Source organism: Arthrobacter sp. Leaf69 (genome assembly GCF_001422645.1).
In the GTDB taxonomy this organism is placed as follows: domain Bacteria; phylum Actinomycetota; class Actinomycetes; order Actinomycetales; family Micrococcaceae; genus Arthrobacter.
In genome coordinates, this window is the sequence record NZ_LMLR01000001.1 from 874,746 (window position 1) to 887,732 (window position 12,987).

A 12,987-nucleotide genomic window follows, 5' to 3' on the forward strand; every position below is an offset into this window, starting at 1 on the left:
GGACGGGACCTGACCCCGCGTTGCGTCGGGGAGGCCGGGGGACTAGACGCCCAGGAAGCTGACGGCCCCCTGCTTGAAGGCCCGGCTGGTGATGGCGTTGGTGTGGTTCCGTCCCGGCAGGACGAGCTGTTCCACCATGGCCCCGGCTTTGAGCCCGAGCGCGGCGAGGTCCGGCATGGAGGCGGCCCGCTCGTCCTTCTCGCCGGCCACGAGCAGCATCGGAACGCGCGGCACGGCCTCGGCCGGATCGAACGGCTCGCTCTTGATGGCCTCCACGAGGGAAAGCAGCGAGAAGATGTTGTTGCTCGGCAGCATCTGCGCCATCTTCAGCAGCCCGGCGGTGGACGCGTCGGCGATCGGCGTGCCGTCGGCCAGGTAGCGCTGGGCGGCAACGAGGTCGAAGTCGGCCAGCGGATCGGCGACGTTGGGGCCGCCCAGGACCAGCCGGTGCACCAGCTCATGTTGCGTGGCGCCGAACTCCCAGGCGAGCCGGGAACCGAGCGAGTAGCCGATCAGGTCCAGCCCGCTGGAAGGGTCACCGTCGCGCAGGGGGCCGGCTCCGGCGTCGAACGCGATCTGCAGCAGGTCCGCGCGGATCCTGCTGGGGGTGTACGAGTCCATGTCCTCGGGGGCGCCGCTGCGGCCGTGGCCGGGCAGGTCCACCGTGATGACGCGGCGGCCGGCCTCCAGCAGGGCGCTGATCCAGCCCGTGTCCTCCCAGTTGAGCTTGGAGGAGGAGGAAAAACCGTGCAGCAGCAGGACCGGCCGCAGCCCGGCATCGGACTCCGGTTCATGCACCCCGACGTACAGCTGGGGGTCGGTGCCCTCGACGGTGTGCGAATGCTGTTCGCCGGTGTGTCTGCCGCTCATGGTGTCAGTCCTCATCAAGTACGGCGCTCAGGCGGACCCGGCGCTTTGGTGCCTCTTCCTTCGGGACCGTGCCCACGATGCCGGCGGTGTTGTCCGGCACCTCAAACACAATCAGGGGCTCGCCGACATTGATTTTGTCACCGGGCCCGCCGTGGATACGCACAACCTTACCTGCCTGCGGGCTGGGCAATTCAACGGCGGATTTGGTGGTCTCCACCTCGACGAGGGGCTGGTTCCGCTCCACCTGGTCGCCGGGGGCCACGAGCCATTCCAGCACGGTCGCCTCGATGAGGCCCTCACCGAGGTCCGGGAGCGGGAAGGAAATTTCAGCCACGTTTGTACTCCAATACTCGCTGGATCCCGAAGAGGATCCGGTCAATGTTCGGGATGTATTCATCTTCCAGGTCCCCCGAGGGATACGGGACGTCAAAGCCGGTGACGCGCTCCACGGGCGCCTTGAGCGTGTCAAAGCAGCTCTGGGTGATCAGCTGTGCCACCTCGGCGCCCAGCCCGGACGTCAGCGGCGCCTCATGGACCACGACGGCGCGGCGCGTCTTGCGCACGGACGCGGCCAGCGCCTCGGCGTCGATCGGCTTGAGCCAGCGCAGGTCCAGGACCTCGACGTCGATCCCGTCCTCTGCGGCGAGCTCCGCCACCTGGAGGCAGCGCGCCACCATGGCACCCCACGCGACAAGCGTGAGGTGGCGGCCCTCGCGCATGACCTTCGCACCGGTGGGGGTGCCGCCGTCCGCATCGCAGTGCGCAAGGTCGACGTCGCCCTTCTGCCAGTACCGCGACTTCGGCTCCATGAAAATCACCGGGTCCGGCCGCGTGGCGGCATACTTGAGCAGGTGGTACGCCTCGTGCGGGTTCGACGGCGAGACCACCTTGAGCCCGGGAACGTGCGCGAAGAGTGCCTCGAGGCTCTCCCCGTGGTGTTCGGGGGCGCGGATGCCGCCGAAACTGGGAACGCGCAGGGTGATGGGCATCGGCATCGTGCCGCGGCTGCGGTAGTTCATCCGGGCAATCTGGCAGACAATCTGGTTGATCGCCGGGTAGGCGAAGCCGTCGAACTGGACCTCGGGGATGGGGTGGAACCCGGCCATCGCCAGGCCCACGGACATGCCGAGAATGCCGGATTCCGCCAGCGGGGTGTCGAAGACGCGCTGCTCGCCGTGCTTGGCCTGTAGGCCGTCGGTGATGCGGAAGACGCCGCCGAGCCGGCCGCAGTCCTCGCCGAAGATGACGGCCTTCGGGTTCTCGGCGAGCACCTCGTCGAGGGCCCGGTTGAGGGCCTGCTGCATGGACATCACGGTGGTGGCTGCCGCGGCGGGGCCCGCGGCAGCAGCGCCTTCGAGAATCGAGTTAGACATGTTCGGACTCCTCGCGCCAGTTGGCGGCCTGGGCCTGCAGGGCAGGGGTGGTTTCCTGGAAGACCAGGTCAAACATTTCGGTGCCGGGGCGGGAACCCAGGGCCTGGATGCCGTTGCGGATCTGTTCCTCCTCGGCCTTGGCCGCTGCGAGGGCCTCGGCGAAGAACGCCTCGTCGGCGATGCCGTCGGCGACCAGCCGCTGCCGGAACCGTTCCAGCGGGTCCAGGCCGGCGCCGTCGCGCTCCTCGTCGAGCGAGCGGTAGCGTCCCGGATCGTCGGAGGTCGAGTGCGGGCCGCGGCGGTACGTCATGGCCTCGATGAGCACGGGGCCGTTCCCGGCCCGGGCGTGTGCAAAGGCGCGGCGGGTGGCCTCGACGACGGCGACGACGTCGTCGCCGTCGATCTGCAGGGCCGGCATGCCGTAGCCGGCGGCGCGGGCGGCGACGGAGCCGCCGGCCACCTGGCGTTCGGTGGGGACCGAGATCGCCCAGCCGTTGTTCTGCACGAAGAACACCACGGGGGCCTTCATCACAGCGGCGAAGTTCAGCGCCTCGTGGACGTCGCCCTGGGAGGAGGCGCCGTCGCCGAAGTATGTCATCGCGACGCCGAGCTTGCCGTCGGGGGTGCCGGACAGCGTCTGGCCGTGCGCCCAGCCGACGGCGTGCAGCACCGAGCCGGCCACCACGGCCTGGATCGGGGCGAGCCGGGATTCCACCGGGTCGTAGAGGCCGCCGTGCCAGGTGGCCTTGTGGGTGGACATGTACGCCACCATGTCCACGCCCATGGTGCGGGCGACGCCCATCTCGCGGTAGGTGGGGAAGACGAAGTCCCGGGTGGTGTCGACGGCGTAGCCGCTGCCCACCTGGGCAGCCTCCTGGCCGAGCTCGGGCGCATAGCCGGGGATGATGCCCTGGCGCTGCCAGGCGATGGCCGAGGTGTCGAGGTGGCGGACGGCCACCATCAGCGAATAGAGCTCGCGGAGCTGGGCGGGAGTGAGCGGTTCGGCGGCGACGCCGGAAGCCACGGGAAGTGTATCCATGGCTGTGACCCTAGTCACCCGCGGGGCAGTGGGCAATCAGCCGGAAAAACACTGACCAGACTGCACAAGAGTGCTAGCAGGACGGGCGTCCGGCTTTGCAGTTTGTGCAGCCTGGTCAGTTGATGCGCCGAGGGCCCGTTACTTCCCGACGTCGACGCGGTCGGCCTGCTCGGCCGGCGCCGCGCTGCGGTTGCGGGTGAGCCGGGCGCCGATCCAGCAGGCGGCGGCAATACCGGCGACCAGGGCAATGGTGCTGAAGAGCTGCTTGCTGCTGTCCGGGCTGCTGAAGCCCACGGCGAAGATCAGGGCCAGGAGGACCAGGCCGAAGATGGTCAGCCCCGGGAAGCCCTTCATGCGCAGCGGCAGGACAGTGCCCTCACGGTCCGCGCGGCGGCGGAGGATCAGCTGGGAGACCAGCGCGGAGCCCCAGACCATCAGGCACGTCGAGCCGACCAGCTGGAAGAGTGCCGGAAGGATCTGCTCCGGGAAGACCAGTTCCAGGACGGCGGCCAGGAAGCCGAACGCCACGGAAACCGCGACGGCGAGCACCGGCACCCGCGCCTTGTTGATCTTCGACAGGAACCGGGGAGCCTCGCCGCGTTCGGACAGTGAGAACACCATCCGGGAGGCGCCGTACAGGTTCGCGTTCAGGGCCGAGAGGAGTGCGACGACGGCCACCAGCGTGATGGCGGCGCCGGCTCCGGGGATGCCGGCCACGTTGAGGACGCCGGCAAACGGCGAGGCCAGTTCTTCCGACGTGTAGGGAAGGACCGCGGCGATGACGAAGACCGAGCCGATGTAGAAGACCATGATCCGCCAGACGACGGTGCGGATCGCCTGGCCCACGCTGTGCTGGGGGTTCTCGGTCTCGGCGGCGGCCACGCTGACAATCTCGGTGCCGCCGAACGCGAAGATCACCACGAAGAGCGCGGTGGCGATCCCGCCCAGTCCGGCTGGGGCAAAATCGGCGGTGAAGTTGGAGAGGCCGGGGGACTCGACGTCCGGCAGCCAGCCCAGCAGCAGTGCCGTGCCGATGCCCAGGAACAGCAGGATGGCGGCAACCTTGAGGATGGCAAACCAGAACTCGAACTCGCCGAAGTTTTTCACCCCGGCAAGGTTGATGGCCGTGAACACGGCCATGAAGATCAGGGACAGGGCCCAGACCGGAACCACCGGCCACACGGTGAACAGCAGGGCGGCGGCGCCAAGGGCCTCGGCGGCAATCACCACCACCAGTTGCAGCCACCAGAGCCATCCCACGGTGGCTCCCGCGGTCCGGCCCATGGCCTTGGCCGCGTAGACGGAAAACGCGCCGCTGTTAGGGTTGGCGGCGGCCATTTCGCCGAGGGCCCACATGACCAGGATGATCAGGGTTCCCGCGACCAGGTAGGAGATCAGGACGGCGGGTCCGGCGGCCTGGACTCCGGCCCCCGAGCCCAGGAACAGGCCGGCGCCGATGGCGCTGCCGAGTCCCATCATGGTGAGTTGGCGTGGCTTCATGCTGTGGCCCAGTTTCAGGCCGGGGCGCTCCGCGGTGGACTTCATTGTCATACTGGCGAACCTTCGTGTGGTTTGGATCTCTAAGTCCTTATGGGACCTATTGAATTTACCGTGAATGGGCAGGGTCTCCATGCGCCCACCGTGAGAGGATGGTGGCAGTTTGTTGGCTATATTCGGGGTTACCGTAACGGTTTGTCGTGCGTACTTCGCGGCGGGAGGAAAATTCGATGAACGTTGATCCCTTGGACGCGAAAATTGTCCGATTCTTCACGGATTCCCCCCGAGCCTCCGTGCTGGAGGCGTCCCGGGTGCTCAAGGTTGCCCGCGCCACCGTGCAGTCGCGGCTGGACCGGATGCAGGACAGCGGCGTTATCGGCTCCTGGGTGCCGCAGCCGGATCCGGCGCATTTCGGATTTCCGGTGGTGGCGTTTTGCTCGCTCACGATCAACCAGGACCTGGGGCACGACGCTGTGGTCGAGGCCCTCGCGGCGATTCCTGAGCTGATCGAAATCCATACCGTCTCCGGCGGTTCGGACCTGATGGCGCGCATTGCGGCCCGCTCCAATTCGGACCTCCAGCGCGTGCTGGACGCCATGATCGCCACGCGGACGGTGCTGCGCTCGTCCTCGGTCATTGTCCTGAACACTCACTTCCAGGGCCGCACGCTCCCGCTGCTGGAAGCCGCAGCCACCGGCAGGTGAAAGGCCGCAGCCCCATGTGACCTGAAACATTTTGCACCCGGCGCGTGAGGTCGTAGAATTAGTTCTAGTCAATCTGACTATAACTAATCCGGCGGTCGGGCCGGAGCGTCAGGACAGTCCCCAGGGACCGGCCGGAGCCTCAGAAGGCGGGTGAATCACCGTTTACACCACAGCAGCCAACGTCTCCGAGCGCCAGCTTGCGCCGCCGTCGCTGGCCATCTCCACGGTGATCTTCGCCCTCCGTCCCAGTGAGTGCTCCGGACGGCCCACCCTTTGGATCCCGCTGGTGCGCCGGATCCGCGAACCGTTCAAGGGACTGTGGGCGCTGCCCGGGGGCCCGCTGACCCACTCCGAGTCCCTGCCGGACGCCGCCTCGCGGAACCTGCAGGAGACCACGGGCCTGGCGCCCAGCTACCTCGAACAGCTCTACGCGTTCGGTGGACTGCACCGTTCGCCCACCCAGAGGGTCGTCTCGATTGTGTACTGGGCGCTGGTGCAGCCCACCGAGGCCGCGCTCGCGGACGAATCCGAAAACGTCAAGTGGTTCCGGGCCGACCGGCTCGGCGAACTGGCCTTCGACCACAACGCGATCATCGACTACGCGCTCTGGCGGCTGCGCAACAAGATGGCCTACGGGTCCATCGCGTACCACCTACTCGGCGAGTACTTCACCCTGGCGCAGGTTCGGGAGGTCTACGAGGCCGTCCTGGACCGCGAGCTGGACCCGGCCAACTTCCGCCGGCAGGTCAAGGCCACACCGGAGATCGAAGAAACCGACCAGTACCTGCAGGGCGGCAAACACCGCCCGCCCCGCCTCTACCGCTTTACCGGCCGCCCAGGCCTTGACCCAGACAACAGGAGCACACCATGAGCAGCGTCAATACGGCCATCCAGCTGATCACGCGCGAACAGGCCGCCAGCAGCGCCACGGGCCTTGCGACGGGCGCCTCCACCTGCAGTCCCGCGCTGGCCCGAGGACCCTGGGACTACGATCTCGCCGAGGCCCTCGCCGGTGTGCCCGCCTACGGTCCCGGCGCCTCCGTCGCGGACGTCGCTCCCGCCTCAACTCCCCGGCAGGGCCAGCTTCCGGAGGAGTACAAGCTGGCCAGCGACGCCGAACTCGACCTGCGGATCCGCGCCGCCAAAGCGGCACTGGGGGACCGCGCCGTCGTGCTGGGGCATTTCTACCAGCGCGACGAAGTGATCGAATACGCCGACTTCGTGGGGGATTCCTTCCAGCTGGCCAATGCCGCACTGACCCGGCCCGACGCCGAGGCCATCATCTTCTGCGGTGTGCACTTCATGGCCGAAACCGCGGACATCCTGTCCCGGCCGGACCAGGCCGTGATCCTGCCCAACCTGGCCGCGGGCTGCTCCATGGCGGACATGGCGGACATCGACTCCGTGACCGAGTGCTGGGAACAGCTGGAGGAACTGTTCGGCACCGAGCCCGACGCCGACGGCCGGGTCCCGGTCATCCCCGTCACCTACATGAACTCCTCCGCCGCCCTCAAGGGCTTCTGCGGCGAGCACGGCGGGATCGTCTGCACCTCCTCCAACGCCGCCACAGTCCTCGAATGGGCCTTCGAGCGCGGCCAGCGCGTGTTGTTCTTCCCTGACCAGCACCTGGGCCGCAACACCGCCAAGGCCATGGGCGTGCCGCTGGAGCAGATGCCCATGTGGAACCCGCGCAAGGACCTCGGCGGCAACAACGAACAGACCCTGCTCGATTCCCGCGTGATCCTCTGGCACGGCTTCTGCTCGGTCCACAAGCGTTTCAACGTGGGCCAGATCGAAAAGGCCCGCGCCGAGTTCCCGGGCGTCCAGGTGATTGTGCACCCCGAATGCCCCATGGAAGTGGTGGACGCCGCTGATTCCGCCGGTTCCACGGACTTCATCCGAAAGGCCATCGCCGGCGCCACGGAACCCACCACCTTCGCGATTGGCACCGAAATCAACATGGTTAACCGGCTGGCCGCGGAATACCCGCAGCACACCATCTTCTGCCTGGACCCGGTGATCTGCCCCTGCTCCACGATGTACCGCATCCACCCCGGCTACCTCGCCTGGGTCCTGGAAGCGCTGGTCCGGGGTGAGGCAGTTAACCGGATCACGGTGGCGGACGACGTCGCCGCCCCGGCAAAGGTTGCCCTCGAACGGATGCTGGCGGCGCGGCCGTGACCAGGCCGCCGCGGTTGGTTGTTGTCGGGAGCGGCATCGCGGGGCTGTATGCCGCGCTTCTCGCGTCCGACGCGGTCCGCGACGGCGGGCCCGCGTGCGAGGTGGTGCTCCTGAGCAAGGGAGCCCTCGAGCAGAGCAACACCTTCTACGCCCAGGGCGGTGTCTCGGCGGTGCTCGCCCCGGGGGAGGCCGCTCCCGGCGATTCCGTGGCGGCGCACATCGCCGACACCCTCGGCGCGGGCGCCGGGCTTAACGACCCCAACGCCGTGCGGGTCCTGTGCACCGAGGCCGTCCGGGACATCGCCGGCCTGCAGCGGTTCGGCGTGCAGTTCGACGCCGGACCCGGCGGAGGCCCGGCGCTCGGACTGGAGGCGGCACACTCTGCCGCCCGCATCCTGCATGCCGGCGGGGACGCGACAGGCGCCCGCATTACCAGGGCCCTGGTCGCCGCCGTCCTGGAGCGCGCCGTCCTGAACCGGGTGGGCCAGGGCGGGCTGCGGGTCGAGACCGGCGCGTTCGTCACGGACCTGCTCACCGACTCTCCCGAACCGGGCCCGACGGCGGTCCCCGCGCAGGTCACCGGCGTCGCCTACCTGTCCAAGGGGCAGCCGCGGCGGTTGCAGGCCGACGCGGTGCTCCTGGCCACCGGCGGTGCCGGACGGCTCTTCGCCCGGACCAGCAACCCCTCAGTCGCCACTGCCGACGGACTGGCCCTGGCCTGGCGGGCCGGAGCGGCAGTCCGCGACCTGGAGTTCTTCCAGTTCCACCCCACCACGCTCGCGGCAGACGAGGTGCCCGGCGGCGCGCCGGCGCTCCTCATTTCAGAGGCGGTCCGCGGGGAAGGCGCCATCCTGCTCGACGCCGCCGGCTACCGCTTTATGCCCGACTACCACCCGGACGCCGAACTGGCCCCGCGTGACGTCGTCTCCCGCAGTATTGCCCTGCACCTCGCCGCCACGGGCGCGCCGGCGGACAGCCCCGTCTTCCTGGACGCCCGGGGGATCGAGGCCGCCCGCGGGCCCGGCTTCCTCGCCCGGCGCTTTCCCAGCATCACGGCCGCCACCCGCGCCGCCGGCTACGACTGGACGGCGCAGAGGCTTCCGGTGTCCCCGGCGGCGCACTACTGGATGGGCGGCGTGTCCACCGACCTGTGGGGGCGCACCTCCGTGCCGGGGCTGTACGCGGCCGGCGAGGTCGCATGCACGGGTGCGCAGGGCGCCAACCGGCTGGCGAGCAATTCACTCCTGGAGGGGCTGGTCTTCGGCCGCCGCGCTGTGGAGGCGTTCTTGGCTGGCGAAACTGGCTGCGCGTCGGATTGGGCGTCGTCCGACGCCGTTCCTCCGCGTGCTGTCTCGGCCGCTGGCGGCCTCCCCTTGACGCACGCTTCCGGAACACCGTCGAACGACGGCGGCCAGACAGCACTGAGTGTCGGCCGGGAATATCACCCGGCCGGCTTGCCCGTTGGTGTTGTGAAGACTGAAGCTGGTGCCGGGCCATTTTCGCGCGAGGCCCTGCGGCGGTTGATGACTGCGGACGCCGGGGTCCTGCGCAGCGGGGAGCAGCTGCGGGAGGCGGAGTACGTCCTGGCTTCGTGGGCGGCCGTCGTCCGTCCCCAGAGCGTGACGGACGGAACGGACCCGCGGGAGCACGAGGACCGGAACCTGCTGCTCGCCGCGCAACTCCTTGTGGCAGCCGCCCGGCAGCGGACCGGCTCCATCGGCGCCCACTACCGGGCCGACGCGACAGCCGCCGCGCCCGCTGTGCCCGCGGCCCCCGCTCTGCTTGTAGCGCCCGCCCGCTCCACCCCGCCGGCCGGCGCGCACGGCCACCGGCCTGCCGCCGCGTCCCGTCCGAAACAAAGGATTTCCTCATGACAGCACCCGTTGCAGCCCCGACCACCGCTCCGACCTCCACGCTGGCCACCACCGTGGCCGCCGCGCCGTCGGTGACCGCCGCGCTCGCCGGCACTCTCCCCGCAGCTGCCGTGGACGCCGTGCTGCGGGCCGCCCTGTTGGAGGACGCACCCTACGGCGACATCACCTCGCAGACGCTCATTCCCGCGGACACTCGCGCGACGGCGGTGCTGGCCGCCCGGGTGCCCGGCGTGCTCAGCGGCGGGGAGGTGTTCGCGGCCGCGATGAAGCTCACCGACCCCGACGCCGTCGTCGAACTCCTCGTGGCCGACGGTGCCGCCTTTGCCGCCGGAACGGCGCTCGCGAGGGTTTCCGGGAACGCCCGTGCTGTGCTGCTCGCCGAACGCGTGGCCCTGAACCTGGTCCAGCGAATGAGCGCCATCGCCACCAAAACAGCGGAGTTCGTCGCCCTCGTGGACGGCACTCGGGCGCGCATCACCGACACGCGCAAGACGACGCCGGGGCTGCGGGTGCTCGAACGCTACGCCGTCCGCTGCGGCGGCGGAGCCAACCACCGCTTCGGACTCTCCGACGCTGTACTGGCCAAGGACAACCACCTGGCCGTCCTGACCGGGGGAGACCCGTCGAAACTCACCGCCGTGCTGCGGGAGGCCAAAGCCCGGCTGGGGCACACCACCCACTTCGAGGTCGAAGTGGACCGCATGGACCAGATCGGACCGGTACTGGACGCCGGGGTGGACACCATCATGCTGGACAACTTCACCCCGGCCGAGCTGGCCGCGGGGGTGGCCCTTGTCGCAGGCCGGGCGCGGGTCGAGGCCAGCGGCAACGTGAACCTGGCCACCGTCGCCGGCATTGCCGCCACCGGGGTGGACGTCATCTCGATCGGCGGACTCACACACAGCGTGGCCGCCCTGGATCTGGGACTCGACATTGAACTTGAATCCGGCAGGAACCAGCACCGCGCTGAGGAGAACACCGAACAGGCAGCAGGCCAGGCCACGCCATGATTTTCCTCGACGCCGCGGCCACCACCCCGGTCCGCCGTGAGGTGCTCGAAGCGATGTGGCCGTACCTCAGCGGGGACTTCGGCAATCCCTCGAGCCACCATTCGCTCGGCGACGCGGCCGCCACGGCGCTCGCCGGGGCCAGGGCAGCAACGGCCAAGGCACTGGGCTGCCGCCCGGGCGAGGTGGTCTTCACCTCCGGCGGCACGGAGGCGGACAACCTCGCCGTCAAGGGCATAGCGCTGGCCCGGCGGGCCGCTGACCCGCGGCTGGACCGGGTGGTGATCAGCGCCGTCGAACATCCCGCCGTGGAGGAGTCCGCCCGCTACCTGGCGCGCGTGCACGGCTTCGCCGTCGACGTCGTGCCGGTGGACTCATACGGCCGCGTCACCGAGGCGGCGCTCGCCGCCGTGCTCCGGCCGGAAACCGCCCTGGCCAGCATCATGTACGCCAACAATGAGGTGGGCACCGTGCAGCCCGTCGCCCGCCTGGCCGCGCTGGCCCGCGCGCAGGGCATACCCTTCCACACCGACGCGGTCCAGGCCGCCGGCTGGCTGCCGCTCGACACCGCAGCACTGGGCGTGGACGCCCTGAGCATCTCTGGCCACAAACTAGGCGCCCCGAAAGGAAGCGGGGCCCTGTTCGTGCGGAGCCGCACCCGGCTGGAGCCCGTGATCCACGGCGGCGGGCAGGAACGCGGACGCCGGTCGGGGACCGAGAACGTGGCCGGGGCTGTGGCGCTTGCGACGGCGCTCACCCTCGCCCGGGGCTCGCAGGGGGACCGTGCGGCCCAGGTCGCGGCCCTGCGGGATGACTTCATCCGCTCGGTGCAGGCCGGCGTTCCGGGCGCGGTCCTCACCGGCCATCCGGTGGAGCGGCTGCCGTCCGTCGCGTCGTTCTGCTTCCCCGGGACCAGCGGCGAGTCCGTGCTGCTGGAACTCGAGCGCCAGGGGGTCATCTGCTCCAGCGGCTCGGCCTGCGCGGCTGGGTCGGACGAGCCGTCCCCGGTGCTGCGCGCCCTGGGCATCGAAACGGAAGTGGCCCAGACCGCAGTCCGCTTCAGTTTCGACACCACCATCACGGCCGCCGAGCTGCAGGAGGCGGCGGCCGCGGTCCGCACCGCCGTCGGCAGCGTCCGTGCCCTCGGCGCCCCCTGACCCCGCGTTGCGCTATCACTTAATGCTGTTCCGGGACCCTCAGAGGGACGTTATCTGATAGCTCAACCGGGGTTAGCGGTGCCGGGCGCGGCGGAAGATCCAGTGCCGCAGCAGGGTAAAGCGCACGGCCGTGGCCGCGAAGCCGGAAAGTGTGGTGGTCCACAGCTCGTCGGCCACGGTGGCGGCGGGATTGATCCAGTGCAGCACGCCGAGGCTGCCGCCGGTAATCAGGAGCGCCACGAGAATCACGATCAGCCCGTTGAGATGGTCGCGCTTCATCCGGTGGCGTTCGGTGATCTTGAAGGTCAGCCGCCGGTTCAGGGCGGTGTTCATCAGCGACGTCAGGATCAGGGCGGTCGCATTGGCCGGCTGCGAGCCAAAGTACGGCCGGAGGAACGCGTACAGCGCCAGGGACGTTGCCGTGCAGACGACGCCGACGGCGGTGAACCTCAGCAGCTGCCGGACCAGCGGATAGCGGAGGACGCCGCGGTGCCGGCGGCGGACGGGAGCCTGGCGGGGAGGACTGACCGTGCCGACGGGGGCAGATCCGGCGCCAGGGCCGGGGGCAGGGGTGTGCTGATCGAGCTCTGTGTCCATCCGCTCAGTACAGCTCGCCGACAGGGATCTCCACGGCCAGGCGGTTGGACGGGCCGGCGAGGGGACATGCCCACGCCTCGTTGTAAGCGCAGGACGCGTTGTAGGCGAAGTTGAAGTCAACGACGAACTCGGCCTCCGGGCCGGACCCCTGCACGCCGTGGAAGGCACCCTTGATGGTGTCCAGCAGGTAGCGGCCCGCACCGTAGCTGCCGCCGGGCTGCCCGGCCGTGGCATCACGGAAGGGCACAAAGATGCCGCCGCCGTAGCCGCGGAGCTTCCACACGGCGAGCTGGCCCATTTCCGGCAGGTCGAACGTGCCCAGCCGGACAAACCGCACCAGGCCGTCGGTCCCGGTCTCAACGTTCATTTCCCGCCCGGCACCCTCGCTGGTCAGCGGGATGTGGAAGCGGTAAATCGGATCGTAGTCCGCCGTCTTCAGCCCGCCGAAGCTGGACTTGGCGGCCGCGGTGAGCGGCGACGCGGGGTGCGTGCCGAACATCCGGTCCCGCTCCTGGCGCCAGTACGAATGCGCCTCGGCCGGATCCTCGGCCGCGATTTTCCGCACGTTGGCGTAGAGCGCAAAGGTCCGGAGCCGCCAGTCCGCGATGTCGACGGCGGAGATATCCGCCACGCTGTCCTGGTCTCCGAAATCTGTGGAGTCAAAATCCTGATCCGCCATGTCCCCAGC

13 protein-coding genes are annotated in these 12,987 nt (G+C 69.5%); 6 read left to right on the forward strand and 7 right to left on the reverse strand.

What is annotated here, in order from left to right:
• Positions 1 to 42 precede the first annotated feature (42 nt).
• The 5 genes from ASE96_RS04025 to ASE96_RS04045 form a co-directional block, all read right to left on the reverse strand.
• Positions 43 to 870 carry an alpha/beta fold hydrolase gene (locus tag ASE96_RS04025; RefSeq protein ID WP_056426236.1) on the reverse strand — a complete coding sequence of 276 codons (828 nt, stop codon included), beginning with the start codon at positions 868 to 870 and terminating at the stop codon, positions 43 to 45.
• A 4-nt stretch (positions 871 to 874) separates the two neighbouring features.
• Positions 875 to 1,204, reverse strand: coding sequence for a biotin/lipoyl-containing protein (locus ASE96_RS04030; protein WP_056426240.1), 330 nt, complete (start codon positions 1,202 to 1,204; stop codon positions 875 to 877).
• The gene (locus ASE96_RS04035; RefSeq protein WP_056426243.1) at positions 1,197 to 2,243 is read right to left on the reverse strand and encodes an alpha-ketoacid dehydrogenase subunit beta; all 1,047 of its coding nucleotides are present in this window, start codon (positions 2,241 to 2,243) and stop codon (positions 1,197 to 1,199) included. Before ASE96_RS04035 ends, ASE96_RS04030 begins: the two co-directional genes overlap by 8 nt.
• A complete protein-coding gene (locus tag ASE96_RS04040) occupies positions 2,236 to 3,282 on the reverse strand; it encodes a thiamine pyrophosphate-dependent enzyme (RefSeq protein ID WP_056426246.1) in 1,047 nt (348 codons plus the stop codon). The genes ASE96_RS04035 and ASE96_RS04040 overlap by 8 nt, the downstream gene beginning before the upstream one ends.
• Positions 3,283 to 3,420: 138 nt before the next feature.
• Complete coding sequence (locus tag ASE96_RS04045; protein WP_056426249.1) at positions 3,421 to 4,833, reverse strand: amino acid permease; 1,413 nt, start codon at positions 4,831 to 4,833, stop codon at positions 3,421 to 3,423.
• Between the two features lie 176 nt (positions 4,834 to 5,009).
• On the opposite strand from ASE96_RS04045, the gene ASE96_RS04050 reads away from it, so the two are divergent.
• The 6 genes from ASE96_RS04050 (at position 5,010) to ASE96_RS04075 (ending at position 11,702) form a co-directional block, all read left to right on the forward strand.
• The gene (locus ASE96_RS04050; RefSeq protein ID WP_056426252.1) at positions 5,010 to 5,483 is read left to right on the forward strand and encodes an Lrp/AsnC family transcriptional regulator; all 474 of its coding nucleotides are present in this window, start codon (positions 5,010 to 5,012) and stop codon (positions 5,481 to 5,483) included.
• A 154-nt stretch (positions 5,484 to 5,637) separates the two neighbouring features.
• Positions 5,638 to 6,354 (forward strand): NUDIX hydrolase, encoded by a 717-nt coding sequence (locus ASE96_RS04055; protein ID WP_056426255.1) that lies wholly within the window; start codon positions 5,638 to 5,640, stop codon positions 6,352 to 6,354.
• The gene (nadA, locus tag ASE96_RS04060; RefSeq protein WP_056426258.1) at positions 6,351 to 7,664 is read left to right on the forward strand and encodes a quinolinate synthase NadA; all 1,314 of its coding nucleotides are present in this window, start codon (positions 6,351 to 6,353) and stop codon (positions 7,662 to 7,664) included. Before ASE96_RS04055 ends, nadA begins: the two co-directional genes overlap by 4 nt.
• Before the next feature lie 14 nt (positions 7,665 to 7,678).
• Positions 7,679 to 9,538 carry an L-aspartate oxidase gene (locus ASE96_RS04065; RefSeq protein WP_235500096.1) on the forward strand — a complete coding sequence of 620 codons (1,860 nt, stop codon included), beginning with the start codon at positions 7,679 to 7,681 and terminating at the stop codon, positions 9,536 to 9,538.
• Positions 9,535 to 10,548: a carboxylating nicotinate-nucleotide diphosphorylase gene (gene nadC / locus ASE96_RS04070; RefSeq protein ID WP_082492556.1), complete on the forward strand. Its 1,014-nt coding sequence runs from the start codon at positions 9,535 to 9,537 to the stop codon at positions 10,546 to 10,548. The genes ASE96_RS04065 and nadC overlap by 4 nt, the downstream gene beginning before the upstream one ends.
• On the forward strand, positions 10,545 to 11,702 hold the full coding sequence (locus tag ASE96_RS04075) for a cysteine desulfurase family protein (protein WP_056426260.1): 1,158 nt from the start codon (positions 10,545 to 10,547) through the stop codon (positions 11,700 to 11,702). The genes nadC and ASE96_RS04075 overlap by 4 nt, the downstream gene beginning before the upstream one ends.
• 72 nt (positions 11,703 to 11,774) lie before the next feature.
• Here ASE96_RS04075 and ASE96_RS04080 read toward each other — a convergent pair whose 3' ends face one another.
• Together ASE96_RS04080 and ASE96_RS04085 are read right to left on the reverse strand one after the other, a co-directional pair.
• A complete protein-coding gene (locus tag ASE96_RS04080) occupies positions 11,775 to 12,299 on the reverse strand; it encodes a GtrA family protein (protein ID WP_056426262.1) in 525 nt (174 codons plus the stop codon).
• Between the two features lie 4 nt (positions 12,300 to 12,303).
• The gene (locus ASE96_RS04085; protein ID WP_056426265.1) at positions 12,304 to 12,978 is read right to left on the reverse strand and encodes a DUF1684 domain-containing protein; all 675 of its coding nucleotides are present in this window, start codon (positions 12,976 to 12,978) and stop codon (positions 12,304 to 12,306) included.
• Positions 12,979 to 12,987: the final 9 nt, after the last annotated feature.

Bases quoted from the DNA above. Each gene is read 5' to 3' on its own strand.
- ASE96_RS04080 (WP_056426262.1), bottom strand. From the start codon at position 12,299: ATGGACACAGAGCTCGATCAGCACACCCCTGCCCCCGGCCCTGGCGCC.
- ASE96_RS04045 (WP_056426249.1), bottom strand. From the start codon at position 4,833: ATGACAATGAAGTCCACCGCGGAGCGCCCCGGCCTGAAACTGGGCCAC.
- ASE96_RS04025 (WP_056426236.1), bottom strand. From the start codon at position 870: ATGAGCGGCAGACACACCGGCGAACAGCATTCGCACACCGTCGAGGGC.
- ASE96_RS04050 (WP_056426252.1), top strand. From the start codon at position 5,010: ATGAACGTTGATCCCTTGGACGCGAAAATTGTCCGATTCTTCACGGAT.
- nadA (WP_056426258.1), top strand. From the start codon at position 6,351: ATGAGCAGCGTCAATACGGCCATCCAGCTGATCACGCGCGAACAGGCC.
- ASE96_RS04040 (WP_056426246.1), bottom strand. From the start codon at position 3,282: ATGGATACACTTCCCGTGGCTTCCGGCGTCGCCGCCGAACCGCTCACT.
- ASE96_RS04085 (WP_056426265.1), bottom strand. From the start codon at position 12,978: ATGGCGGATCAGGATTTTGACTCCACAGATTTCGGAGACCAGGACAGC.
- nadC (WP_082492556.1), top strand. From the start codon at position 9,535: ATGACAGCACCCGTTGCAGCCCCGACCACCGCTCCGACCTCCACGCTG.
- ASE96_RS04035 (WP_056426243.1), bottom strand. From the start codon at position 2,243: ATGTCTAACTCGATTCTCGAAGGCGCTGCTGCCGCGGGCCCCGCCGCG.
- ASE96_RS04075 (WP_056426260.1), top strand. From the start codon at position 10,545: ATGATTTTCCTCGACGCCGCGGCCACCACCCCGGTCCGCCGTGAGGTG.